A 22,374-nucleotide genomic window follows, 5' to 3' on the forward strand; every position below is an offset into this window, starting at 1 on the left:
CCAGTAACCCCATATTCTTCTTCATGGGGACGGAAGTCGGAAGACCGATGTACCGGGTATTTCAGTCCGCAGACAAGAATTTAAATGGATATCCAATCTACTGGCACAATTGCCTACATACATTTCAAATAATATCATAATTTAAGACCTTGGAAGTTTAATAAAAATCCTTAGGTACTTTTCCATGATATTGATATTTTTTTTGATAAGCCTCAGCGAGCGCAAGGAGTTTACCTTCCCCAAAATAATTGCCTACCAAAGTAATGCTCGTCGGCCTTCCTTTTTTGTCAAATCCATTGGGTAAACTCAGTGCCGGATGTCCGGTAAGGTTAGTGATGAGCATCTGTCTTCCTCCAAAAGTCGGAGAGATAATGACGTCATATTCTTTGATAAGGGCATGCAATTCCTCTATCAATAAGCGCCTGTGCCGGTTGGCCTGTAGGTACTCCACGGCAGGAATAAACCTGGACTGACGTAGGGAGTTTGCCCTTGAGCCTTTATCCTGTTCCACCATCAGGCTATCTCTGCCCGATAAAATCAACTCATCAAAAAAAGCTCCGGACTCAGCCCTTAGAATGATGTCAAATACGCTGAAGGGGTAACCTTTCGGCAATTCAACCTTTTGAGGCTCTATCCCTAATTTTCTAAATTCCTCCAAAGTACGCTTGTTATGGATATGGTTGGCAGAGGTGTCAGAATCAAATTGGCTGTAGAAATAGCCGACATTTAACTTTACGAGTTCGGCTTCACTTACAAGCTCAAATGAGGCATCATTCACGGAGCGATCCATCCCATCCTGACCCCTGATATAGTCAAATACAATGGCGCAATCTGCCGCATACCTGCACATCGGACCGACTTTGTCCATACTCCAGGACAGTGTCATGAAACCTGTCCGACTGACTGCTCCAAATGTCGGCCTCAATCCCGTCACGCCGCACCTGGTAGAGGGTGAAATGATCGAACCGAGGGTTTCTGTTCCGATAGAGAAAGCAACCAAACCTGCCGAGGTCGCCGAACCCGAACCTGCTGATGAACCTGTTGCTCCCTGTGTCAAATCCCAAGGATTTTTGGTTTTACCACCAAACCATACATCTCCTCTTGCCAAGCTACCTGAGACAAGTTTGCCCAAAAGGATAGCTCCTGCTTCCTCTAGCTTTTTGGCCACAGTAGCGGTTTCATTGATTACCTGACCTTTATAGGGTGCTGCGCCCCATGTTGTAGGGTAATCCGGAACTGCTGCAAGGTCTTTGATCCCATAAGGAATGCCATGCAGTGGTCCTTTGTAATTTCCCGAAGCAATCTCTCCATCGGCTTTTTGGGCCTGAGACATGGCCAAATCTTCAGTCACTGTAATAAACGCCTGAAGTTTTGGATCGTATTTTTTTATTCTTTCCAGGTAAATTTTGGTAAGCTCAACCGAAGAAATTTGCCTTGATTTGACCAGCCCTGCCAGTTCCCGAATCGACAGAAAAGCGATTGCATCCCTGTCTTTAGGCAATTTCACATTTTCGTCTACCTGCCAAACATGTAATCCTTTGGAAGGAATAATCTCCAAATCCATCGGATAGGGATCAAAAGCTACTGCAGGCGTAATCTCATTGTCCAAAGAAAAAGTCCGCATGCTGTCGTATCCTTTTCTATTGTCTGCGAGGTAGGAGAGCATGGTGTCTATTTCCGCTTCATTGAAATCAAGATGGAGAAGTTTTTGGGCAGATTTGACATCTTCTTTACTGATTGGTGAGGTGTTTTTTGCAAGGACAAAGCCAAATACGACACCAAACAAGACACCTAGTCCAAGCAGCAACCAAAAGTTTTTTTTCATTTTTTATTTTATTATTGAAATAAATGGGCGTAAGATGAAAAAATCAAAATTTGGCCAAGATGAATCTAAAACCCTTTTTTGGTACTCCGATATTTACTTCCAGTCCAGAATTTTTATCCTTCAAATCCGATTTTCCTATGGGTACCGTCACAGAAAGGTTTGTTGGAAGAACCTCCACAGCGACAGAATGCAGTGACCTTATACTTCTTTTCGGTCCTTCCGTCTTTGAATTTGACTTCGATATTGCCATAGACCATCAGCGGACCGTTTGGAGTTACCTCGACAATCTGTTCAGAAATAGTGCTTTCAGGTTCTTTGCTCTCATTATTAAAAAAATAACCCAAGGCCCCAGAAGGACATTTCTTGATCTGTGTAACGATGGCTTCTGTATTTGACCCATTTTTATCGATCCAAGGCCTTTTTTCGAAATTAAAAACCCCTGGCAGCCCGGTTATGCAGTTTTTGGAATGGATGCATTTGTCAGGTTCCCAGGTGATGGTTACTTCTCCATTTGAATACTCTTTCTTGATCATGGTTTTGTGGTTTTGGATTTGTATGGCTTTAATTTAGAATAAAAAATCAGACAAGTACATCTCTCAAGTCTTTATTTCGGGCAAACACCCCTCTGGCAAAAGGACAGAGAGGAAGTATCTTGATATTGTTTTTCCTTGCAAATTCAACACCAGCTAAAACCAGTTTTTTACCAAGCCCGGTGCCGTTATAGGCTGGGCTGACTTCAGTATGGTCAATGATGATTTTATCTTCACCTGCTATAGAATATGTCATCAGGCCTGCCTGAATTCCATTGTCCATGGCTATGAATTTACCCTTGCTTCCTGATTCTTTCTGTAATATTTCCATGTTGTGGTTTTGGTTTGATCGTGTTTTTTAGATTTAAATTAAAAAAAAGAATTTTCATGATTTTAATTTCATGATTTCAAAACACAAAACAATAGGTAAATAATTCAAAAAACTTAGTATCTTTTACCTATTATTTCGTTGGTTGAATAAAATCCAAATTATGTTTGAGTTATTGTTTTTCATGGACGCTTTTTTTTCTTCTCTTACATTAGGCACCAAGGTTACACTCGGGGCAACGATCCCCCCAACTGACGAATCCGCGATTCAAATACAAAGGGCGGTGCTTTTGGCACTAGTTCCTGTGGTTGTAGCCTTTTCATTTATCGTTTTTGTTTTTTACCGTGCAAAAAGGGAATCCTTATTCAGGCAGAAAGAAACAGAAATGAAACTCGCCGTAGCCCAGGTAGAACTCAAAGCCTTAAGGGCACAGATCAATCCTCATTTTATATTCAATTGCCTCAATTCTATCCACCACTATATGCATCAGCAGGACGCTGCGGTGGCGGGGAATTACCTGGTGAAGTTTTCCCAACTGATCCGACATGTCCTGGAAAGTTCAACCCAAAGGATCGTACCCTTGGTCGATGAAATAGAAGCCAACAGGATATATATGGAACTGGAGCAGCTGAGGATGAACAATGCCTTTGAGTTTAGCATAGTATGGAATGATGAAATCAACCCTGAGGAAGTTTGCATCCCACCGATGTTGATCCAGCCTTTTTTGGAGAATTCCATTTGGCATGGCATATCCAACGGTGGCAAAGTAGAATTGGAATTTGGATTATTGGACCGCGATCATATCCGCTGTATCATCAGGGACAATGGGAAAGAGCATCATGAAAAATCGAGTATAGACCTTTCGACAAAAGTGAAAAAAACCTCTCTTGGGATGACATTGATGCGGGAACGTTTTGATACCCTCAATCAGGTGAGTACAGGAAAAGCCGGTTTTTCATTCACAGAAAGGGAAAATGGCCTGCCTGGCAAACAAGTGACAATTATAATACCTTTTGAAGACTAAAAATTTTTATGAGATACAAAGTATTGATTTTGGAAGATGAAAAGCATGCGCAGGAGACGCTTGCGGGATATTTGAAAGAACACGCTGATTTTGAATTGGTGGGAATAGCAAATGGGATAGGGGAGGTGCAGGATCTGGTGGACAGCCTCAGCCCTGATTTGCTTTTTAGCGATGTGATGCTGCCGCCACACACCTCTTTCGATTGGTTGCAGACATTGGCACATTTTCCTTTTGAAATCATTTTCACTACTTCTTTTGAAGAATATGCCATCAAGGCCTTTAGGATGGCTGCTGTGGATTACCTGCTGAAGCCTATAGACAAATCCGAATTTGAGACGGCATTGGATAAGTTTAGGCAAAAAAAGAAGTCAGGCGAGGACAACCATAACATCCTTCATCTGATCAATAACCTTAAGGAAAAGACCAACCAGACGAGAATCGCTTTGCCGACGATGACCGGATTTTTGTTTGTTGCGATCAAGGATATCGTCAGGTGCGAATCAGACAACACCTATACGACCTTTTATATGTCAGACAAGAAGAAGCTTGTCGTATCCAAAACCCTCAAGGACTGCGAACAGCTGCTTTTGGATTACAGGTTCTTTAGGGTACACAATTCCCATTTGATCAATCTGGAATATATCACCGAGTATATCAAAGGAGAAGGTGGCTTAGTCAAAATGGCTGACGGGTCCCATGTGGATGTTTCAAGGAGGAGAAAGGATGAATTTCTGAAAGTGATCCGGTAGAATGAATCCCGAAATAATTCAGGATCGTGCCGATTTCTGTCCGGTTCCTACCGATTTCTAATTCTTGTTTTCAGGTCCAAAAGTATGGCGGTACATTCAACCCATTCTTTTGGTGGTATGGCAAAGCTGGTAGTATCGACTTTTATAGGCAATGGCACGATGAGGTTATACCTCGATGACAAAGTCATTCTGACCGATTCGGATGCTGCTACAGTCGAGCTTGAAGAGGAAAAAGAATATGTTGTCCATTGGTTTGTGAATGGCGATGCCGATACGAGCTATTCGATTACCATTTCCTCACCAAAAGAAGCAGAATTCCAACTTACAAGGAGTATCGGCAAAGGAGGGAAGGATTGTGGAGGGATAAGGTTTTGAAAATGAAAAACAAACAATAAAATATTATGAAACAAAGAGATTTAATAACTGAACAAATTTCCTATACTCAAGCAGGGACCTATCTTGAAAATATAAAAGATCCAGATCTCCTTCATATTTATAAATCTTGCTTAGGGGGGACTTTCAAAGCCAGGAAACTTAAAGAATTTGCAAAACAAAAGAAATTTTCCGGATTGATGTTTTGGTTTTGTCTTGAAAAAGGTAGTTTGTATTTAGCCTGCGAACCAAAATTTGATTTTGAGTATGAGTATAATCCTGATTTTTCTAAAAACCTTAAACCGGAGCAAGATGAATTAATTAGACCTGGGAAAGGTCCATTTGGAATGGATTTAATCGGCTTAAGAGGTCAGGCAAAACCACCATGTCATGAAAGTTTGATTAGGGATCATAAATTACCGAATCATCTGTCTGATAATAAAATTCCCAAAGAAGCGGTGAATGACTTCAATATTTTGTTTGAAGTACATCCGGTTTTCGAATTGCATCAAAAATTTGGACATGCTTATTTTGAGAATAAAGATGATCTTGTTCGCAATTTCTTGAATTTAGATGGTTTAAGAAATGTCAGGTATTATTTCGGCTATGACACCAAAGATTATCCTTATCAAATTCGGGTTATTTTAGCTCCTGTTAACGGGAATGGTGAAAACATTCAATTTAAGAAAGTCGGGACCAAAGGAGAACTCCTTCAAAAATCCACGCCCCCACCTCCTAACGAATAAACTATTTTGGATATTGATTTCAAACATTTATTAAGGCTAAGTTCCATATTGGGGATCCTGTTTCCAATATTCGTATGCGCTTTGACTCTCAAAAAAGGCAGCAGGGATATCCGGCTGTTTTTTTTGTTTTTACTTATAGGTTTTTTTGCTGATTCAGCAATGTATATTATTGAACAGATTGGAGGGAATGAAAAGAGGGGAAAAATCAATCTTACTTACAATATATATTCTTTGGTTGAAGCTGTTTTTTTTATTTATTTAATTAAGACCTATATTCAAAATTCATTTTTTAAAAAGTTTTCAAATGTTTTGTTTTTCTTAACTCCGATCTTATGGATTGTACTTCAAATAATTAGACTTAAATACCCTTCCGAAGGATTTCATCCCGGGTCAGTTTTCGATTTGTATTACGAGATTACTTTTTCTTTTTTGGCCGGATTTGTACTGCTTGAAATGGTGGAAAAAGAAGATGCTGTTTCCGATAAACCGATTTTTTGGATCTTTCTCGGCATCTTTTTTTATTGTTTTAGCATCTTCTTTATTGCTACGTTCCTTAATACCGAGCTTTCCCAAAAACTTTGGTTCCTTCATAATATTTTCAACATCATCACTTATGGTTTTTATACAGTTGGGCTTTGGAAGTACTATAAGATCCAATAACAGAGTCGCGCACTTAAGGAAACCTCAAAAAACAGGATATTATCTGATTTCGGATACAATGAAAAAGGATAGATATCATAAACCAAATTATGTAAGACCGATTTTGATGGGAATTAACACATCTGGAAAAATCATTGTTGAACATAAAGACTTTCCGAAAGGAACCATGCTTCAAAGGTCTTTCCCTCCACCACCTAATCAATAATTACTAATGAGCTCAAGTATTTCCGAAATTATTTATATGGTTTCATTTTTGGGGCCTCTGATTCCAATTGTTATTTGCATTTTGATTTTTAGGAAAAGCAGTAGGGATGTCCGGCTGTTTTTTTTACTTGTTTTTTATTATTTGGGCTTAGGAATTTTTTTCCACTTCTTAATTTCTGAAAACATTATATTATTAGATTATTTGACTATTTTTTTTATCGAGATTAATGATGGTGTTGAGGCAGCTATTTTCTATTTGCTTGTTAGAGAGTTTGAAGATCTGAAATCAAAACCTTTTTTAAAGATTTTAATTATTTTGACAGGTTTGTGTTGGCTGGTTTTGATAATTTTTAAAATTTATATTGGTCCCTTTGGAACCAGTGGATTTGAATTTCTTTCATTTTATTTTTTTTCTATAATTATTCAAATTCCCATTTCTTTTTTAAGTGCATTCATTTTACTTCAACTAGTGGAGAGAAATGATTGCGTAACAGATTTGCCTATGTTTTACGTCTATTTAGGTATTTTTTTCTATTGTTTTAGCTCTCTTTTTATTATTGAACTTAATTTAACCATAGCTACTCATAGTTTTAGCATTTTGGGGAATGTTTTCTACATCATTACATTAATTTTCTATACAATTGGACTTTGGAAGTATTATAAGGTCCAAAAACTGAGTCCCATAGTAAAGGAAACAAGTTGAAATTAGTGGGTTAAAATGGAATAGGACTTGTTTTTTTATTTACAAATAATATCCACCTTCTCGGTTTTGATTCCGATAGGTATTGGCGGGATTTATTTTCAGGAAATCGGCTTGTCATTTAGATACTTTATCGGATTTCTGATTGTTGGATTTTTAGTAGACTTTGCAGGATGGGTATTTTACTTAACTGAAAACGGGGATGGAAACCATGTGGTGAGATATGCTTACAACCTTTTTGAACCATTATTTTTTATATGGTTTTTAGGACAATTCAGTTCAAATACCAAATTGAAGTTCCTTCTCAAAAATGCCTGGTTTGTGGTCCTTCCATTATGGTTGATATCCGTATTCTTCAATGACTTCTTCTCGGTTTATAAAATCATAACACAAATCTTTATTGCTTTTACTTCTTGTTTCTGCATTTTGGAAGTCGTAGAAAAAGATTCCAAGATTATGAATAGCCTAGCATTTTGGATTTTGACAGGGATATTTTTTTACAATTTCTGCACCTTTTTTTTCATGAGTTTTGTAAACACCACCTTAGGAATTGATCTTTGGTATTTCCACAATATTGTCAATGTGGCCACCTACATCATTTATTTTTTCGGGTTTTATTTTTCATTTAGGTTCTCTGGATTGAGAGGTAGGAGCTAAGATCATTGTCCTGGATTTCTTTGGGTGAATATGCTGTTTGCTAGGAATTTTTTTCATGTTGAAAGTGAAAAGGTGCTTTTTGATATAACCGAATTCCTCTTATACCCATCCGTTATCAAATCGAGATCAACCGATTACTAGGTATTTCTGTTTTTTGGTTTTTAACTATTGTAGGTTTCTTTTATAATGAGAATCTATAAATGATTTTACTAGCAAAAAAGAGTAAAACAATATTCCCTAGGAGATAAAAATACAAATTGTAATGAACTCCCGTTTGGAAATCTTAATCAAACTTAAATTTTAAAAAAATGAAAAGCCTTATCATTTGTCTATTAATGATGTTTTTTAATGTCAATGTATTTTCACAGGTCAGACTAGACCCAGGAACCTACACCTCATCCGATGGTTATTATTCCATTCAGGTAGCCATTGTACCTGAAGGCCTACAAATTATTGAGCCAACGAAGGTTAATTTGTATAAACTCGGTTCAAACGGGTGGTATTGGCATAGTGATCAAAAATATTCCCAATATTATATCAAAATCGTTAATTCCAAAGAGTTGAGAACAGGCAAGGAAGGAGCTGTTGAAAGTGTGTTTTCATGGGCTGGTTCTCTAAAAGAAATCAATCTTGATGATGTGGAATTAAACAAAGATTGTATGATGTTGGCAGAAAAATACCAAGCGCTCGCAATCGACGACGTTGATACTCAGGCTTGGACTTTTTGTGCAGCCGCGGCAGTTGTCAAATGCATGGGTAGTGAAGAAGACTTTGAGAATTATGCGGAAAGTATAATAATCAGTTTAAAACAGATAGTTGTAAATAAGGACAAGTGCCCGTGTGAAGATGTTATCAGTGCAGTGCTCTGGAAAAAGTATTAATAAAATCTAAATAAAAGAAAATGGGGAATCCGAAAACCAAATAGAGTAGGAATAAAAAAAAAATGACTGATGAAATTTTAAATGAGGAATTAATCAAAATCAATTCTAATGACAAAATTGATGAGTTTTCTGAATTCCAAGATTCAGAATTTCATAGTGCTGTTGCCACGGATTTGAGAATTGAAGAAACTGTTTATCGATCTTGGTCTGGTGTTAGAAGTTGTGGTGATGCAAACCGAGTTTCTAATGAAGTTAGAGCTGCATATGAGGGGTGGGTTGCAGAAAAACTGTTTCAATATAGACACCTTAGGTATAAAACCTATGGACACGGTGAAGGAAGTGTTAGGACAAGAAATTCAGGTGGAGGTTTGGGTTCTCCTAGACGATGCAATGGTTCTTTAATCCTACCTTGTTATATTGTATTTCAAAGAAAGTAATATATCTTATTAGAGGTAACTAAAATAGATATTTTCAATTTCTTTTGTTTAAACACATTTTGCAAAATCTTTTAAATTGTCATACGGATTTTTCTTTTAAAATAACAGCCGGAATTTCCGGCTGTTTTTCATTTCCAAAGTTTAGGTGAATGAAGATAGTAGTACTTTTTGTTTTCTTAAGTAATACCATTTCATTCATTTTCCCAAGTCCTCCGAAATCATTCTAAGAATACCCGTTCTCAAAGCCAAACCTACCAATTACTAAATGTGTCTATTTTCGGATGTTTCCATAGGTTAAATTCATTGCAGGTATTAAAAATAGACCTTTGGATTCAGATTTTTTGATCAAGAGGTTCTTTCAAAATAAAAATCCCGATATATGAAACGCTGTTTTTCCTTTCTCTTATTATTTTCAGTTTTGATGGTTTCATGTCAGTTGGATGAGATGGAAGAAACTGTGGATGATCTGCTCGATAAACCAGTCCTTGAAGGGCAAATGTTAGGAAAAATCAAGTTTCCTGAACGGTTCCCAATGGATACAACAGGCATCAAGGTTGTCTCTTCTCAATCTGATACGCACCTAGATAGGGCTGTCTTTGTCATAGATACTATCGGAAATTTCTCCACACTCTATTTGACCAATAAAAGTGATGAGATCATTATGATGCGGTACAATTATCCTGGTCAAGTTGATAATGATATCTCCGTAGAATCCACAGCTTTGGCCATGTTTATGGCGGACCCAATAGTGGTTTCTCTTACATCCTCTGCCCGAACCGGATTAATCGCCCAAATAGTTTCCACTCCGGATTATGGCGCTTTTGTGCAGGAAGTTTCCAAAACAATAATTTCAGGTAAGCCAATTACTGATCCTTCAAACCTCGAATTGGCGCGATCTTTAGGACAGGTATTCAAAACTGCCTCAAACTTAAGGCTACAATCAGATAGGGATTTTGATAAGCCAATAATCTTTAGGACCCAGGTGTCAGGTTCAGTTTTATTCGAAAACAATAATGTTGCCCACAATTATGCAGTTGGGATCTACAAAAGAGGCCATGCAGCAGCGGTGAATAGTTTTGTAATTAAAGGTACCCCAATGATGGCAGAATCGTATTCCGATGCCATAGCAGGAATTTTTAAATCGGGAGACAGTTCTCCGGATAAAAAAGATTTTTTTTTCACAGAAGATGGTTTTTATGATATCAAAGTAAAATCAGGCTTTGGTTTGGATAATTCTAACTCTGAGTTTAAACAAGCATTAAAGGAAAATGCAATAGAATATGTAAAAAATCTTGTGGTGAATCAAGTTCCGGATATTGAACAAGATTGCCTTGAATCTATAAGTGAAAGCATTTTAAAAAATGTAGAAAGTCAAAGTGCTAATTTCAAAACCCAAAATCCTTCTGAATATATAAAAGCCCTAGGTGATATTGCCGTTGAGGTGTTGAAGTCTAACCAAGATATTATACAGACCTGCTCCCCTCAAAACTCCAATTTTCTGGGAAATTTTGGGCAATTGATTAATTTTTCGAATTTATCCTGGCAATTCGGTAATCAAATGAATACAAGTGCCCAATTGCATGATTTGTTAAAATCCAAAGCATCAATTGATACCTGTTTTAGAATTTTTGATAAAAAACTGATCAGCTGTCGATGGTATAAAATGGTTTTTGCGGGCAACGAAAATGAGGGAAGGGAAGTTTCTCAGGAGGAAGTTGTCGATTTTATCGATGGGGAAAAACAACAATTCAATATAGTATTTGATGATTCAGGCTTAAAGGATAATGAACTTATCTTATCCCAAGTAAAAGTTGGGAATGTCAGTAATAAGGATATTTCAGTTCAATTGAAGTATGAGAATACGCATTTTTCAATAAGTCTTACCGCAGCAAATCCTGAGGGGCTCACGACTACTTTTGACATTACTTACAAAGGAATAATGGTACAGACTTTCAATGCAGGGCTTTTCCATAATGCCAAAGATTTTGTAGTGGAGATAAGCACTTACCATCCTGAATTGTCAAAAGTAAAACCTGTTATTACCTTAAAGCCAAATGACAAATTAACCTTACCAACGGGATTAAAGGAATACATAAGGTTAAAATATAAGGGGGAGTATGTAAAAATTGAGTTTCAACATGATGCGGCAGGTTACCTTTTCGGTTTTGGACTCTATCCAATCATTGCGGAAGATCATCAGATAGGAAAATATACAATGACCTTTCCAATCATAATAGGTGGCGAATATAAAATCATAAAATTTCCGATTGACTTGACGTTAACCAATGAAATCTATCGCAAAATCGTTGGAAAAACTATCACAGGAGATTTCCATAGATATGGATATAAGAACATGAAAATTTTATTTCGTGAAGATAAGACCGGGACTTTAGCTTTCGAAAATGGTCAACTGTATAGTACTTTTAATTATTTTTTCAATTCCGGTGGTGGCCATTTTGCACACATTTATCATGGTTGTTTTGGAATTAGCCCGGATGTCGACCAAAGGATTATTGGTGTAATTAGCTTGAGTTCTTTTTTCCCGTGGCAAACTCTCATCTTCCTTTTTGAAGACGGAACAATAAGGGCCGGTTCCCATCCTGAAATATGTTTACCACCACCGGGTACTAGCTTGGATAGAATTGATTACCGATTTTAATTAATGAATCTTTCGCTCTGGTTTTTTCCAAGTTAAAATTTTCTTTAATACCAATCTCCTAATAAATAGTCCAGATGATAATTCAGAATAAGATTATTGGTTTTCAATAGATTATAAGAGAGTTAAAAATTAACCTATCCATTCTTCCAAACCAAAAGCCATGAAAAAGCTATCATTCTTTGTTTGCTCAATAGTCATTTTTTTATTGGCAGGTTGCCACATATTTGAAGATAAGACCGATCAAGCTGATAAAATTGATGAGGGCGAACCGGTTCAGGTGGAGAATCAGGACCTGAATTTTTCCGTTTTTGAAATTGTCACCCTTAACCTTGGTGGTCAGGTTTTTACCAAGGGTCAAAAACAAGGAAAAACACTTGAAGGAGAAAAAATAGATTTAATGATCGAGGAAAATTCAGTGACTTTTATAGTTCCCAGACTCAAAGAGGGTAGCCACAAGGTAGTTTTTACCGAAAAAAACAAACCTTACAATATTTCTTTTGAAGTAAAACCCCATGACCTCAAAATGCTGCCCGCTACTTATTTGGAATCCTACCAGAAAAAATTCCAAGAGCAAATAGCAGCTCTTGAAAAGGGGAAAAGCCTGTTTTCTGAGGAAAAAAGCACCGCATTGGAGAAAGATATAAAAGTTTTGAAAAAACAGTTCGAAGATCAATTTGCTAAAGCTGCTTTATTGAACGAAAGCGAACTTGAGGATATGGCCTTTTTCTTTGAAGCGAATGAAGAATCTATTGAATATCTTTTTAAACCAATTATAGGATCCGATGCTTCAAATCCAGATGCGGGTCAAATCGATAATATTGAAGCCACAGGAAAGATTATCATGGTTGCATTCCCGAATCAAGCTTCCAAGTTTGTAGAGCAAATTCCAAAATTTGAACCCATTTTTTCCGTTGGCTTTAAAGCGGCAGCTAGTGTTCCTGAAATCGGAAATTCTGCAGGTGCAGCAGTAGGTATGGGCCTGGCCATTGGCGGCCTTTTATTGGATTTTAAAGAACTGTTTGCTGAAATTGAGGCCAGATCTGATTTGGCCCGGACTATCGACGATGCCATATTAACCGGCAACCTGCGGGCCGATTATCTGTTTGAGAACGACAAGACCCGGGAATTAATTGTTTCGATGAAATATCGGACTTTGTCCCGCCAAGATCAAAATTCTTCGATTCCCTTTATCCGGGACTATTTGGCCAGCTTCAAATCTTTTTTGGTTACATGGGAGAACCTCAACTCAAAAATCTCATTGGGATTAGAATTTTCTCCAACTGACCCAACTACTTTATCCACCTTCAATTCCAAACCCTTCAAAGTTCACAGTGACTATTTGAGCCTTTCTAGTATTTCCAACCCAAAAGTTACCGGTGAGTTAAAGAAGGAAAACGGCAAACTTTTACTCATTTTCAAAACTTCAGAGGAGGATGCCCAGGAATTTGAATTCAGGTTAAGTTATGAAAATCAGGATTTTGGGAAATTAACAAGCGAGTTCAATGCCGCAGTTTTTAATAATGGCTGCAAGGTTAAGTTAGAATTGACAGACTATAACATCCTGACTGCGACAGCCACAGGATATGGTCCTTTCCGGTTTGAATGGTCAACATTCTTGGATGAAATAGCTGCAAAATCCCATAAAATCACTGCACCAAGGACGGGAAATTATTCCGTGACCGTCACAGACCAAAATGGCTGCAAATCACAAGCCTCTTTAAATGTTCCATGTAAACTTAAAATGGAGGTTATTCAAACTGGCAATAATGTTGAAATCAAAGTTTTGGATGGACTTCCGCCATTTAAATATTTTTGGACCGGTGGATCAAACCTACCGGAACAAAAGAATCTGCCAAATGGAAACTACAATGTGACAGTCCAAGATGGTATGGGTTGTTCTGTATCAAAAACTTTCAGAATTGGCTAACGAGATAATCCTGAATTGTTTGCGACAAAACCGAATTCCCTTGTATTACCTCCACTTTCTAGCCGGTGTAAGCCGATAACTAAGTTGTAGTCGTTTTCCCTCTTTTTCCATAGTAGCTTTCTTTTACAAATTTTCGATTTTATGGATTTGAGAATTTATGGGATTCGTCTATTCAATCAACTTTAAAGCTATTCTTCCCTATGAAATTCATTCTTAAAAAATGCTATTTCTTGTTACTCGCAGTCGTTTTTGCCTGTGGCGTTCCTCCGGAAGAGCCAAGTGTCTTAGACCTTGAGGGTAGTCCAGGCAATCCACGCTTCAACCTCCAATTTACAAACCATGAAAATGTGGATCTTGACCTGATAGTCCAGACTCCTGGCGGGAGTTTGATTTACTGGGAAAATCCCTCTGCAGAAAATGGCATATTGGATCTAGACTGTTTTTGTGGGGATTGTGAAAATGGGCCCAATGAAAACATTTTTTGGGAAGATGGTTCAGCACCAAGTGGAACATACACTTTTTGGGTCAATTACTTCCAAAGTTGTAACGGAAACAATGAGCCTACAGAATACACTTTGCATGTCGTAAAAAACAATAAGATAATCGATACTAAAAAGGGTGTTCTCGAATCCGGGGCTACCACAACATGGACACATATTCAACCCTAAATACTTATGAAAACCTCTCTTTGCATAGTTTTGGTCATGTTTTTCACTTCTGTGACGGCCAATTCTCAGGACATCATTTACAAAAGGAATCTGGAAGAAATCAAAGTTTCAATCATGGAAATTGATTCCCTGATATTGAAATATAAAATCTATGATTTTGCTGAAAGTCCTGTCTTTACGATCAAGAAATCCGAAGTGGCGAAGGTCATGTTTGAAAACGGATCTGTCATGTATTTCGAATCTGTCACAAAATCAATTCCGGTTGCTGTGGATACAGCCGCGATTTTAGCACAAAAATTAGCGATGGACACGATTCCTGTTGCCAAAAGTAAAGGAGATTCCGAGGAAGAAGCCGACAAAGTCAAAGAGAAAAGAAGGGCTTCAGGAGGAGGTTTTGGGGTCAAAGGCGGATTGAATTATAATTCCAACGGAGACTACTTTAATGATGCGCAGGTCGTTTTCGGAGACCCGATGAAAAACCTGGGATTCCATGCCGGTTTTTTTGGAAAGGTAAAGCTAGGACCATTTTACCTGCGACCGGAGTTGGTTTACAGCCAACTTAAAACGGAACTTGACAACGAAGTTTTTTTAACACGAAGGATAGATGCGCCGGTGTTATTGGGTTTTGGAATATTCAGGCAATTCATCAGTGTGTTTGCGGGACCTTCCTTTCATTATAGGCTTGATGATGACCTCAACAACATTTCGATTTCAGATGTTTCCAATAATTTCAATGTCGGCTACCAAATGGGATTCGCTGTCAATATTGGAAAAGTGGGAGTTGACCTCAGATATGAAAGGGAATTGGTGGGAAAGGAATTCGACTTCAATCAGGTTGTAACCGGAACGGGGGAGTTTAACTTTCAGCAATTGATCCTAGGTGTTTATTTTAAATTCTAACCAGATATGAGAACTTACATCAATAAAATGAGTCGATTTTTTTTAAGCTGCCTATTTATTCTTTCTCTGCCTTTCTATCTGCAGGCCCAGAATAAAATCAAGATAAGTTGCAACCATGACGACGCCATTATATCAAAAGTTGATGATGCGTCAGATGCTGCATTGACCCGTTTGGGCATCGGTACAGTGGATTTCAAACTTGAAAAGGATTCCAAAAATAAGCTTTTGGTGACCAAAGACGGATATGAACCGGTTTATGTGGAGTTTCCCAAAACTGACAAATATGAAAAGGAACACCTTGTACTCCTCGAAAACAGAGAGGTCCTGATCGAATCTGACCATGAGGACGCTATGATATTTAGTGGCGATGCGCACGTTGGCACCAAAACAGCGAAAATAATCATTCCTAAGGATGAATCGGTCACTGTCTTTGTCAATAAGAGTGGATACGTTACCCAGAAGTTTGAATTCCATAACAAACCCGATAGCCAATCCCCACCCATCAAACAGGCGGTACTATTGAAAGACAGAATTGTCAATCTTGAAAATCTACCTGAAGGCGCATTGGTCGCCATAGGTGATGGAGAGCCTTTGCAGAAAATTTCAAAAATTGAAGTTCCTTTTGGCAAATGTGTAGAAGTCCACATCAGTAAAGAGGGTTTTGCAGGTGTTACAAAGGAGTTCTGCAATATGGCAGGAGCGGACAATGCACCTCCCATCAATCAAAAAGTGGTGATGGATGACCGGGTTGTCAAGATAAGTGCGAGCCCGGAAGATGCTTCCATCGCTTTGAATGGAAAAATGGAAGGTTTTGGAAGCTTGGAAATAATAATCCTCAAGGGTAAATGTCAGAGGATTACAATTACCAAGGATGGTTTTATCACCTTTTCCAAAAATTATTGTAATCAGCCAAATTCTGAGGCATTGCCGGTGTTGGAAGATGTTGTACTCTTGGAAGATGAGGCATACGGTTCATCTTTGCTATCCGAAAAAATCAACACAAGATTACCCTTGGCCACGAGGGCCTCAATTTCTTCTGCCGATGCATGGAAAATACTAATTTCCATTGTTACCAAAGAGTTTGATGTTTTGGAAACTGTGGATTTTAATGCCGGTTATTTGATCACAGCCTGGAAGCAGGATGTATTTAATGAGGAGACCTTTACCATTAGATCGCGGGTAATTATCACCAACAATGGCGATACATCAGAAAATAATTATTCGGTCAAAATGGTTTCTCAGTATGCAAATGGTGCTGCTGATGAGATGGAGGACAGCGATTTTAAAGATTGGAACAGAATTTTGAAAAAATATTATGACATCTTGGATGAAATAGAAATGCGTTTGCAATAAAGCAAACGCATTCATTTTCACAATACATTCAATTGAATAGGAGGTTATTGATTCAATGCTTTTTCTTACAAATACTTACTTTTCACCACCATCAATTTTTCTCTGGTCATTTCTTTCATGGAATAGGGGATACCTCCCATACCTTCACCGGAAGTGTCTCTTCCACCAAATGGCATCCAATCCACCCTGAATGCTGTGTGGTCATTGACCATCACCGCGTTTGCATTGAGTTTTTGGACGGTATCGAAGGCAATGTCCAAGTCTTTGGTAAAAACTGCTGCCTGAAAATGATATGGAAGGGAATTTGCCAGTTTTATGGCCTCATCTCTGTCGGAATATGGATACACGCTGACAACGGGTCCAAATATTTCTTCTTTGGACACTTTGGCTTCCTGTGAAGGGTTCCAAACGACCGTTGGCTCAAAACATGTTTCCGATATTCTCTTGCCCCCGCAAAGGATTTCGCCACCTTGTTTTATGGCTTCATTAACCCATTCCTCGATTCTGTACACTTCTTTAGGCAAAATCAGCGGACCAACTTCTGTCTTTGGGTCCAAAGGATCGCCTACAATTAATTTCTTGGCTGACTTGGCAATTTCATCTGCCAACTTTCGGGCGATGGATTCATGGGCAAAAATCCTCTGAACAGATACGCAGACTTGTCCGGCATGATAAAAACCTCCTTTGACCAACGCAGGTACCATTTCTTTGAAATCAGCATCAGGCTCAACGATCACAGGGGCAGCGCCACCATGTTCCAAGGCACAGCGGGTCCCTGGAGAGAGTTTTGACTTCAGGTACCAACCGACTTTTGCCGAACCTATGAATGACAAATAATTTACCCTAGAATCTGTAACCAATGCTTCTGAGTTTTCATTATCTAGGATCAAAGGCTGAACCCATCCTTCAGGAACACCTGCTTCTTCAAGGATTTTGACGAAAGCCAGACAGGACATCGGTGTCGTAGATGCCGGTTTGATAATTACCGGACAGCCTGCCGCAAATGCTGTCACCGTCTGATGGACAATAAGGTTTAACGGATGGTTGAAGGCTGAAATGGAAACTACCACCCCGATCGGTTCACGCATGGTGAAGGCCAACCTGTTGACAGAGGCTTGAGTCAATCCCATCGGGATCTGATGTCCGGTCAATCTGCCGATTTCTTCGGAAGCTATTTTTACACCGTTGATGGCGCGGAAGATTTCTACCTTGGAATCTTGATAAGGTTTGCCACCTTCTTTGGTTGCGGTTATGGTCAATTCCTCTATTTTGGATTTCATCAAATCTCCGACCTTTTCTAAGATTGCTATTTTTTGATGGGAAGGAATCCATTTTTTTCTATCCTGAAAAAGTGAATTGGCTTTTTCCAAAGCTATTTCAACTTCCTTCTTTCCATCCATTGGAATTTCGCCTAGGAGACTTTGGTCAAATGGCGAAAATACTTTTAGCATCAAGGAGGTTTTCATAAAGCGTAAATTTGGTTTATGTATTCAATATTGTTGTAGGATGGTTGGATTCCAAATCGGACAAGAAGAAACTGTTTGTTCGGTGATTTTTCATTTTATTATTTTCAAAATTAAAATCTGCCATTTTTAATATTATATGTCAAAAGTTTATAGAATGACCAATTATTGGTATAATATTTTTAAATTTAGCTCTACACAAACATATTTTTAGAATTTACAACTTTACAAAATTCCATTATGAACCTAACCAAAAACTTTTACCTTGATGAAATGTTGGCAAGCCAATCTGCGGTCAGACTCGGCTTTGATGAACAATTCTCACCTGACCAAGCAGTCATAGACAATTTGAGGGCTTTATGTCAAAACGTCCTGCAACCTTTGAGAGATGGATTGCAAAGAGCGATTCTTACAAGCAGCGGTTACAGATGTCCGAGAGTCAATCAGGCCATTGGTGGTGCCAAAACCAGCCAACATCTATTTGGAATGGCAGCGGATATAAATGTAGGGCACCTCACCACAGAGCAGCTTTACCAAAGGATCAAAAACAGCGGTCTTGTCTTTGATCAGCTGATTCAGGAATTTGACAGGTGGGTGCATGTTTCTTACAACCCTAATGTTTCGGCCAATCGACGACAGTGTCTCAGAGCGGTCAAAGAAAATGGATCGACTAAGTATATTCCCGATTAAAAATTAGAGGAACTTTCTTTTTTTGAAAATAAGCAGGTGTGTAAATCCAAATTACACACCTGTTATTTCTCTGAATTTGACACTTTGCCTTTGGCTGAGGTCTATTTTTTGGCCGTTTTGCATTTCGATCAAAAGCGTACTGTTGAAATACGGCTCAATGTTTTTGATGAAATTTAGGTTGAGGATATATTGCCTGTTGGCACGAAAAAAAACCTCTTCGGCAAGCCTGCTTTCCATATAAGTCAGCGATTTGTGCAGGAGTGGTTTTTTATTGTCGAAAAATACCCGAACATAGTTCCCCTCACTTTCTATCAAAAAGATGTCTTTGACAGGAACGAAATAACACTTTTCACCATCTTTGATAAAGATTTTTTTATCCAGGCCAAGTTTTTCAGATTCTAGAGACTTTTCTTTGATTGTCTTCTTTTGGACTTTGTTAATGGCATCTTTTAACCTTTCGGGATTTACGGGTTTTAGGATATAATCCAATGCATTGACTTCAAAAGCCTGAATGGCATATTCATCATAGGCCGTCACAAAAATCACATCCGGAGCTTCATCCAATTTTTCAAGCAATTCAAAACCATTCATTCCCGGCATGTTGATATCCAGGAAAATCAATTCCGGCTTAAGGGAATTGATCTGCTCTACGGCCTTGGTGGCGCGGTCACTGCTGCCGATGATTTCCAATTCGGGAAAAGCTTTTAACATGGTTTCCAGTTCCCTGATGGCTAGGATTTCGTCATCGACCAAATAACATTTCTTATTCATGGTTGCTGTATTTCAAAGGGTACACAATAGAAACAGATACTTTGTCGGGCGATTTGGCTTTGAGAAGCAGTTCCGCTTTTTCCCCAAAAAGAGTTTGAAGCCTCCTGCTTGAATTTTTCAGGCCGATTCCCTTGGTTTCATTTTCTTTCAATTCTCCTGTATTACAAACTTCCACTTTCAGCGAATGGGAATTGGCAGTGGATTTGATTTCGATGATTCCTCCATCCGGAAGCTGGGTGATTCCGTGTTTGATGGCGTTTTCAGCAAAAGTGAGGATCATCGCGGGTGGGACTTTGGCATCCAAGGTTTCTTCCTGGAGGTCAATATGTACATCCAATCGGTCCCCAAACCTTATTTTTTCAAGTTCCAAATACTTGACGACTTCATCGATTTCATCCGATAACCTGATCAAAGGAGTCTTTTCATAGTTGAGTGTAAATCGTAGCAGTTCGCTCAGCTTGATGATGGCTTCCCTGGCTTTTTCGGCATCTATGAGTACAAGCGCCTTGATGCTGTTGAGCGCATTGAACAGAAAATGAGGATTGAGTTGAGATTTGAGAAGTTCCAGTTCAGAGGTTTTTGCCAGGTTTTCTACGATCAGTTTCTGTTGGGAGATAATCCTGTTCCTGTCCAAAATATGGTACAGGTAATAAATAATGATCCATACCACCACATACCGTGCAATATTCATCATCTGACCAAAAAACTGGATCAAAAAATCTGCTGTGGAGAAATAGGCTGGATCATCGAAAATGACAGGCACAAAAAAAGTGCATACCATGATCAAAGTGATGAAAAAGGTATCTAAAAAAGCCTTTCCCCAGATTTTGGAAAGGCTTTTTTCAAAAGTGGTAGGTTTGATAAATAGAGTTTTGTACAAATGAGAAGCGACCAATCCCGAAACTGCCAAGAGACAAAACTGGAATACATATTCCCAGACAAACTGTCTGACAATGAAGAAAGTGTAATTGATGGTTTCTACAAAAACAATCGAAAGCCACCCGACTATCTGCAGCAGCCAATATTGTTGTTTTTTATTTAGTCTGATTTTTTTCATGAAACCGATTTACCGATGATTGTTCTTTGATCGATAGTACAAATAACAGGAAAAACCTCAAGAAAAGAATTCCCACAATACAGGATTGCAGGATTCAATGGATGAATGCCTACCTGCCTACGATATTGACCAAAGTTCCGATTTCATCTATTTCGATGCTGATTTTGTCACCGTCATGTAAGGTAAATGAGTCATCCGGTACGAGGCAAGTTCCGGTCATCAGATAGACGCCATCCGGAAATGCCATTTCTCTAAAAAGATATCCGGCCAATTCGGTATGGCTTCGTTTCATCTGGTTGATGGAGATTTCCCCTTCGAAGATGGTTTTCCCATACCGCTCGATTTTCATATGGATTTTGGTGTCGGGATGGATGGGCTTCTCCGGAACAAAGAGGCATGGACCGATAGCGGCTGCATAGTCGTAGCTTTTTGCCTGTGGAAGATAGAGTGGATTTTCTCCTTCGATATCGCGTGAACTCATATCGTTACCGATGGTATAGCCTGCGATATGACCTGCGGAATTGATAAATAACGTCAATTCGGGCTCAGGAACATTCCATTTGGAATCTTTGCGGATGTGGACTTTACCGTTTGGTTGGGCGACGCGGTAGTAGGTGGATTTGAAAAACAGTTCGGGTCTTTCGGCTTCATAGACTTTGGAATAGAATACCGCAGCGCCGCTTTCCTTGGATTCTTCCATTCTTGCTTCACGGCTTCGGAAGTAAGTGACGCCCGCAGCCCAGATTTCCTGTGTTCCGATCGGTGCAGCAATTTCCTTTGGAGACCAATCGATTTTTTCGGAGTTAGAAACTTCTTCCTGAAGTTTTTGAAAAAGGTTTTCACTGTTCACCAAAGTGTTCCAGTTTTTTTCTTTGGATCTAAAAAATCCTGATTCTGATTCAATGATGATGCCTTGGGCGGTTTTGTAGATTTTCATGGGTTATGGTTAAAGTAGGTTTGATCTGAAAGTTAATTATTTTGTATTGTTTCATTTGGTTTAAATTGATGAAAACACAGATAAACTCCCTAAGCAGACCAATAAATATGGGGGACGGTGATTTTGAAAAAAGCCTTTACAAAAAACCGGGGATTTCACCTTCCAGATTTGAACACATATTGAATGTTATGGATGGACAATTTTCAGATCATCACTTCAAAAGCTTCATTTTTTCATCCTCAAAAACGAAAACTTTCCCGTTACTCAGTCCGATTTCAAGATCAAAAACCAATTCCTGATTTTCGACCAAAGGAGAATTCCATTTTAGAAAAAGCCCGTCTCCAAGATAAATTTTTGGCTTTCCTTTCAAATAATCAGAAATGGTTTCTGCAGAATTTGAAGGATAGTTTGAAACCAAAAAATATCCCGAAATGTCTGACCCGATTGCGATGTCTGACCCGAGTGAAATTCCAATTTGTTTTTTGGCAGTGATTTTTATAACTGTAATGCTTTCAGAAGATTGGTTTGGCGCCGGACTACAGGCAGTGGCTACTTGGACCAATCCGGTTCCCTGAATGGGATTCTCGGCTTGTGAAAGAAATTCATAATCAGACACTTCAATCAATTTGTATAAATCTTCCTTTGGATAGTAGAAATCAGGATTGAAAGTTTGTCCAACCAAAAAATCACTCGCCTCAAAATCTTTTATCGTAAAGCTGGGAGGCGGAGGATTGTCGCCACAGCCACAGGTATCAAGGCAAATAATGTCACAGGAAACAGGTATGGCACCAAATAGTATAAGGAAAAGGAAAAAGGCTACGAAATTCTTTTGCATG

At 38.6% G+C, this 22,374-nt stretch carries 22 protein-coding genes; 14 read left to right on the forward strand and 8 right to left on the reverse strand.

Annotation, left to right across the window (positions count from 1 at the left end; genetic code table 11):
• Positions 1 to 157 precede the first annotated feature (157 nt).
• From DQW11_RS13960 to DQW11_RS13970, 3 genes are all read right to left on the reverse strand, one after another.
• Positions 158 to 1,825 carry an amidase gene (locus DQW11_RS13960; protein WP_113924673.1) on the reverse strand — a complete coding sequence of 556 codons (1,668 nt, stop codon included), beginning with the start codon at positions 1,823 to 1,825 and terminating at the stop codon, positions 158 to 160.
• 113 nt (positions 1,826 to 1,938) lie between these two features.
• The gene (locus tag DQW11_RS13965; protein ID WP_113924674.1) at positions 1,939 to 2,358 is read right to left on the reverse strand and encodes a (4Fe-4S)-binding protein; all 420 of its coding nucleotides are present in this window, start codon (positions 2,356 to 2,358) and stop codon (positions 1,939 to 1,941) included.
• Between the two features lie 46 nt (positions 2,359 to 2,404).
• Positions 2,405 to 2,686, reverse strand: a complete 282-nt coding sequence (locus DQW11_RS13970) for a GNAT family N-acetyltransferase (protein WP_113924675.1) — start codon at positions 2,684 to 2,686, stop codon at positions 2,405 to 2,407.
• A gap of 160 nt (positions 2,687 to 2,846) precedes the next feature.
• Between DQW11_RS13970 and DQW11_RS13975 the strand changes: the two genes are divergently transcribed.
• The 13 genes from DQW11_RS13975 to DQW11_RS14040 all read left to right on the forward strand — a co-directional run bounded on the left by DQW11_RS13975 (position 2,847) and on the right by DQW11_RS14040 (position 16,620).
• The gene (locus DQW11_RS13975) at positions 2,847 to 3,707 is read left to right on the forward strand and encodes a sensor histidine kinase (protein ID WP_113924676.1); all 861 of its coding nucleotides are present in this window, start codon (positions 2,847 to 2,849) and stop codon (positions 3,705 to 3,707) included.
• Between the two features lie 8 nt (positions 3,708 to 3,715).
• Positions 3,716 to 4,456 carry a LytR/AlgR family response regulator transcription factor gene (locus DQW11_RS13980; RefSeq protein WP_113924677.1) on the forward strand — a complete coding sequence of 247 codons (741 nt, stop codon included), beginning with the start codon at positions 3,716 to 3,718 and terminating at the stop codon, positions 4,454 to 4,456.
• Between the two features lie 117 nt (positions 4,457 to 4,573).
• Positions 4,574 to 4,831, forward strand: coding sequence for a hypothetical protein (locus DQW11_RS13985; RefSeq protein WP_157966119.1), 258 nt, complete (start codon positions 4,574 to 4,576; stop codon positions 4,829 to 4,831).
• A gap of 26 nt (positions 4,832 to 4,857) precedes the next feature.
• Positions 4,858 to 5,574 carry a hypothetical protein gene (locus tag DQW11_RS13990; protein ID WP_113924679.1) on the forward strand — a complete coding sequence of 239 codons (717 nt, stop codon included), beginning with the start codon at positions 4,858 to 4,860 and terminating at the stop codon, positions 5,572 to 5,574.
• Positions 5,575 to 6,445: 871 nt separating this feature from the next.
• Positions 6,446 to 7,141 carry a hypothetical protein gene (locus tag DQW11_RS14000; RefSeq protein WP_113924681.1) on the forward strand — a complete coding sequence of 232 codons (696 nt, stop codon included), beginning with the start codon at positions 6,446 to 6,448 and terminating at the stop codon, positions 7,139 to 7,141.
• Positions 7,142 to 7,168: 27 nt separating this feature from the next.
• Complete coding sequence (locus tag DQW11_RS14005; RefSeq protein WP_157966120.1) at positions 7,169 to 7,795, forward strand: hypothetical protein; 627 nt, start codon at positions 7,169 to 7,171, stop codon at positions 7,793 to 7,795.
• 308 nt (positions 7,796 to 8,103) lie between these two features.
• Positions 8,104 to 8,676 carry a hypothetical protein gene (locus DQW11_RS14010; protein WP_157966121.1) on the forward strand — a complete coding sequence of 191 codons (573 nt, stop codon included), beginning with the start codon at positions 8,104 to 8,106 and terminating at the stop codon, positions 8,674 to 8,676.
• Positions 8,677 to 8,738: 62 nt separating this feature from the next.
• Positions 8,739 to 9,113 (forward strand): hypothetical protein, encoded by a 375-nt coding sequence (locus tag DQW11_RS22275; RefSeq protein WP_157966122.1) that lies wholly within the window; start codon positions 8,739 to 8,741, stop codon positions 9,111 to 9,113.
• A gap of 445 nt (positions 9,114 to 9,558) precedes the next feature.
• Positions 9,559 to 11,772, forward strand: a complete 2,214-nt coding sequence (locus DQW11_RS14020; RefSeq protein ID WP_157966123.1) for a hypothetical protein — start codon at positions 9,559 to 9,561, stop codon at positions 11,770 to 11,772.
• Positions 11,773 to 11,932: 160 nt separating this feature from the next.
• On the forward strand, positions 11,933 to 13,699 hold the full coding sequence (locus DQW11_RS14025) for a hypothetical protein (RefSeq protein ID WP_157966124.1): 1,767 nt from the start codon (positions 11,933 to 11,935) through the stop codon (positions 13,697 to 13,699).
• A gap of 200 nt (positions 13,700 to 13,899) precedes the next feature.
• On the forward strand, positions 13,900 to 14,367 hold the full coding sequence (locus tag DQW11_RS14030; RefSeq protein WP_113924687.1) for a hypothetical protein: 468 nt from the start codon (positions 13,900 to 13,902) through the stop codon (positions 14,365 to 14,367).
• Between the two features lie 6 nt (positions 14,368 to 14,373).
• Complete coding sequence (locus DQW11_RS22400) at positions 14,374 to 15,267, forward strand: porin family protein (RefSeq protein WP_198669902.1); 894 nt, start codon at positions 14,374 to 14,376, stop codon at positions 15,265 to 15,267.
• A 6-nt stretch (positions 15,268 to 15,273) separates the two neighbouring features.
• The gene (locus tag DQW11_RS14040) at positions 15,274 to 16,620 is read left to right on the forward strand and encodes a hypothetical protein (RefSeq protein WP_113924688.1); all 1,347 of its coding nucleotides are present in this window, start codon (positions 15,274 to 15,276) and stop codon (positions 16,618 to 16,620) included.
• Positions 16,621 to 16,685: 65 nt separating this feature from the next.
• On the opposite strand, the gene DQW11_RS14045 is transcribed toward DQW11_RS14040, so the two are convergent.
• Positions 16,686 to 18,086: an aldehyde dehydrogenase family protein gene (locus DQW11_RS14045; RefSeq protein WP_113924689.1), complete on the reverse strand. Its 1,401-nt coding sequence runs from the start codon at positions 18,084 to 18,086 to the stop codon at positions 16,686 to 16,688.
• Between the two features lie 237 nt (positions 18,087 to 18,323).
• On the opposite strand from DQW11_RS14045, the gene DQW11_RS14050 reads away from it, so the two are divergent.
• A complete protein-coding gene (locus DQW11_RS14050) occupies positions 18,324 to 18,773 on the forward strand; it encodes a D-Ala-D-Ala carboxypeptidase family metallohydrolase (protein WP_113924690.1) in 450 nt (149 codons plus the stop codon).
• Between the two features lie 51 nt (positions 18,774 to 18,824).
• Here the strand turns inward: DQW11_RS14050 and DQW11_RS14055 are convergent, their stop codons facing one another.
• The 4 genes from DQW11_RS14055 to DQW11_RS14070 all read right to left on the reverse strand — a co-directional run bounded on the left by DQW11_RS14055 (position 18,825) and on the right by DQW11_RS14070 (position 22,373).
• Positions 18,825 to 19,544, reverse strand: coding sequence for a LytR/AlgR family response regulator transcription factor (locus tag DQW11_RS14055; protein WP_113924691.1), 720 nt, complete (start codon positions 19,542 to 19,544; stop codon positions 18,825 to 18,827).
• A complete protein-coding gene (locus DQW11_RS14060) occupies positions 19,537 to 20,601 on the reverse strand; it encodes a sensor histidine kinase (RefSeq protein WP_113924692.1) in 1,065 nt (354 codons plus the stop codon). Before DQW11_RS14060 ends, DQW11_RS14055 begins: the two co-directional genes overlap by 8 nt.
• A gap of 109 nt (positions 20,602 to 20,710) precedes the next feature.
• Positions 20,711 to 21,538: a fumarylacetoacetate hydrolase family protein gene (locus tag DQW11_RS14065; protein ID WP_113924693.1), complete on the reverse strand. Its 828-nt coding sequence runs from the start codon at positions 21,536 to 21,538 to the stop codon at positions 20,711 to 20,713.
• A gap of 211 nt (positions 21,539 to 21,749) precedes the next feature.
• Positions 21,750 to 22,373, reverse strand: a complete 624-nt coding sequence (locus DQW11_RS14070) for a hypothetical protein (RefSeq protein ID WP_113924694.1) — start codon at positions 22,371 to 22,373, stop codon at positions 21,750 to 21,752.
• Position 22,374: the final 1 nt, after the last annotated feature.

The organism is Cognataquiflexum aquatile, assembly GCF_003316845.1.
GTDB classification, from domain to species: Bacteria; Bacteroidota; Bacteroidia; order Cytophagales; family Cyclobacteriaceae; genus Cognataquiflexum; species Cognataquiflexum aquatile.

Excerpts from the sequence above, each read along its gene's own strand:
- DQW11_RS13960 (WP_113924673.1), bottom strand. The coding sequence starts at position 1,825 with ATGAAAAAAAACTTTTGGTTGCTGCTTGGACTAGGTGTCTTGTTTGGT.
- DQW11_RS13965 (WP_113924674.1), bottom strand. The coding sequence starts at position 2,358 with ATGATCAAGAAAGAGTATTCAAATGGAGAAGTAACCATCACCTGGGAA.
- DQW11_RS13970 (WP_113924675.1), bottom strand. The coding sequence starts at position 2,686 with ATGGAAATATTACAGAAAGAATCAGGAAGCAAGGGTAAATTCATAGCC.
- DQW11_RS13975 (WP_113924676.1), top strand. The coding sequence starts at position 2,847 with ATGTTTGAGTTATTGTTTTTCATGGACGCTTTTTTTTCTTCTCTTACA.
- DQW11_RS13980 (WP_113924677.1), top strand. The coding sequence starts at position 3,716 with ATGAGATACAAAGTATTGATTTTGGAAGATGAAAAGCATGCGCAGGAG.
- DQW11_RS13985 (WP_157966119.1), top strand. The coding sequence starts at position 4,574 with ATGGCAAAGCTGGTAGTATCGACTTTTATAGGCAATGGCACGATGAGG.
- DQW11_RS13990 (WP_113924679.1), top strand. The coding sequence starts at position 4,858 with ATGAAACAAAGAGATTTAATAACTGAACAAATTTCCTATACTCAAGCA.
- DQW11_RS14000 (WP_113924681.1), top strand. The coding sequence starts at position 6,446 with ATGAGCTCAAGTATTTCCGAAATTATTTATATGGTTTCATTTTTGGGG.
- DQW11_RS14010 (WP_157966121.1), top strand. The coding sequence starts at position 8,104 with ATGAAAAGCCTTATCATTTGTCTATTAATGATGTTTTTTAATGTCAAT.
- DQW11_RS22275 (WP_157966122.1), top strand. The coding sequence starts at position 8,739 with ATGACTGATGAAATTTTAAATGAGGAATTAATCAAAATCAATTCTAAT.
- DQW11_RS14020 (WP_157966123.1), top strand. The coding sequence starts at position 9,559 with ATGGAAGAAACTGTGGATGATCTGCTCGATAAACCAGTCCTTGAAGGG.
- DQW11_RS14025 (WP_157966124.1), top strand. The coding sequence starts at position 11,933 with ATGAAAAAGCTATCATTCTTTGTTTGCTCAATAGTCATTTTTTTATTG.
- DQW11_RS14030 (WP_113924687.1), top strand. The coding sequence starts at position 13,900 with ATGAAATTCATTCTTAAAAAATGCTATTTCTTGTTACTCGCAGTCGTT.
- DQW11_RS22400 (WP_198669902.1), top strand. The coding sequence starts at position 14,374 with ATGAAAACCTCTCTTTGCATAGTTTTGGTCATGTTTTTCACTTCTGTG.
- DQW11_RS14040 (WP_113924688.1), top strand. The coding sequence starts at position 15,274 with ATGAGAACTTACATCAATAAAATGAGTCGATTTTTTTTAAGCTGCCTA.
- DQW11_RS14045 (WP_113924689.1), bottom strand. The coding sequence starts at position 18,086 with ATGAAAACCTCCTTGATGCTAAAAGTATTTTCGCCATTTGACCAAAGT.
- DQW11_RS14050 (WP_113924690.1), top strand. The coding sequence starts at position 18,324 with ATGAACCTAACCAAAAACTTTTACCTTGATGAAATGTTGGCAAGCCAA.
- DQW11_RS14055 (WP_113924691.1), bottom strand. The coding sequence starts at position 19,544 with ATGAATAAGAAATGTTATTTGGTCGATGACGAAATCCTAGCCATCAGG.
- DQW11_RS14060 (WP_113924692.1), bottom strand. The coding sequence starts at position 20,601 with ATGAAAAAAATCAGACTAAATAAAAAACAACAATATTGGCTGCTGCAG.
- DQW11_RS14065 (WP_113924693.1), bottom strand. The coding sequence starts at position 21,538 with ATGAAAATCTACAAAACCGCCCAAGGCATCATCATTGAATCAGAATCA.
- DQW11_RS14070 (WP_113924694.1), bottom strand. The coding sequence starts at position 22,373 with ATGCAAAAGAATTTCGTAGCCTTTTTCCTTTTCCTTATACTATTTGGT.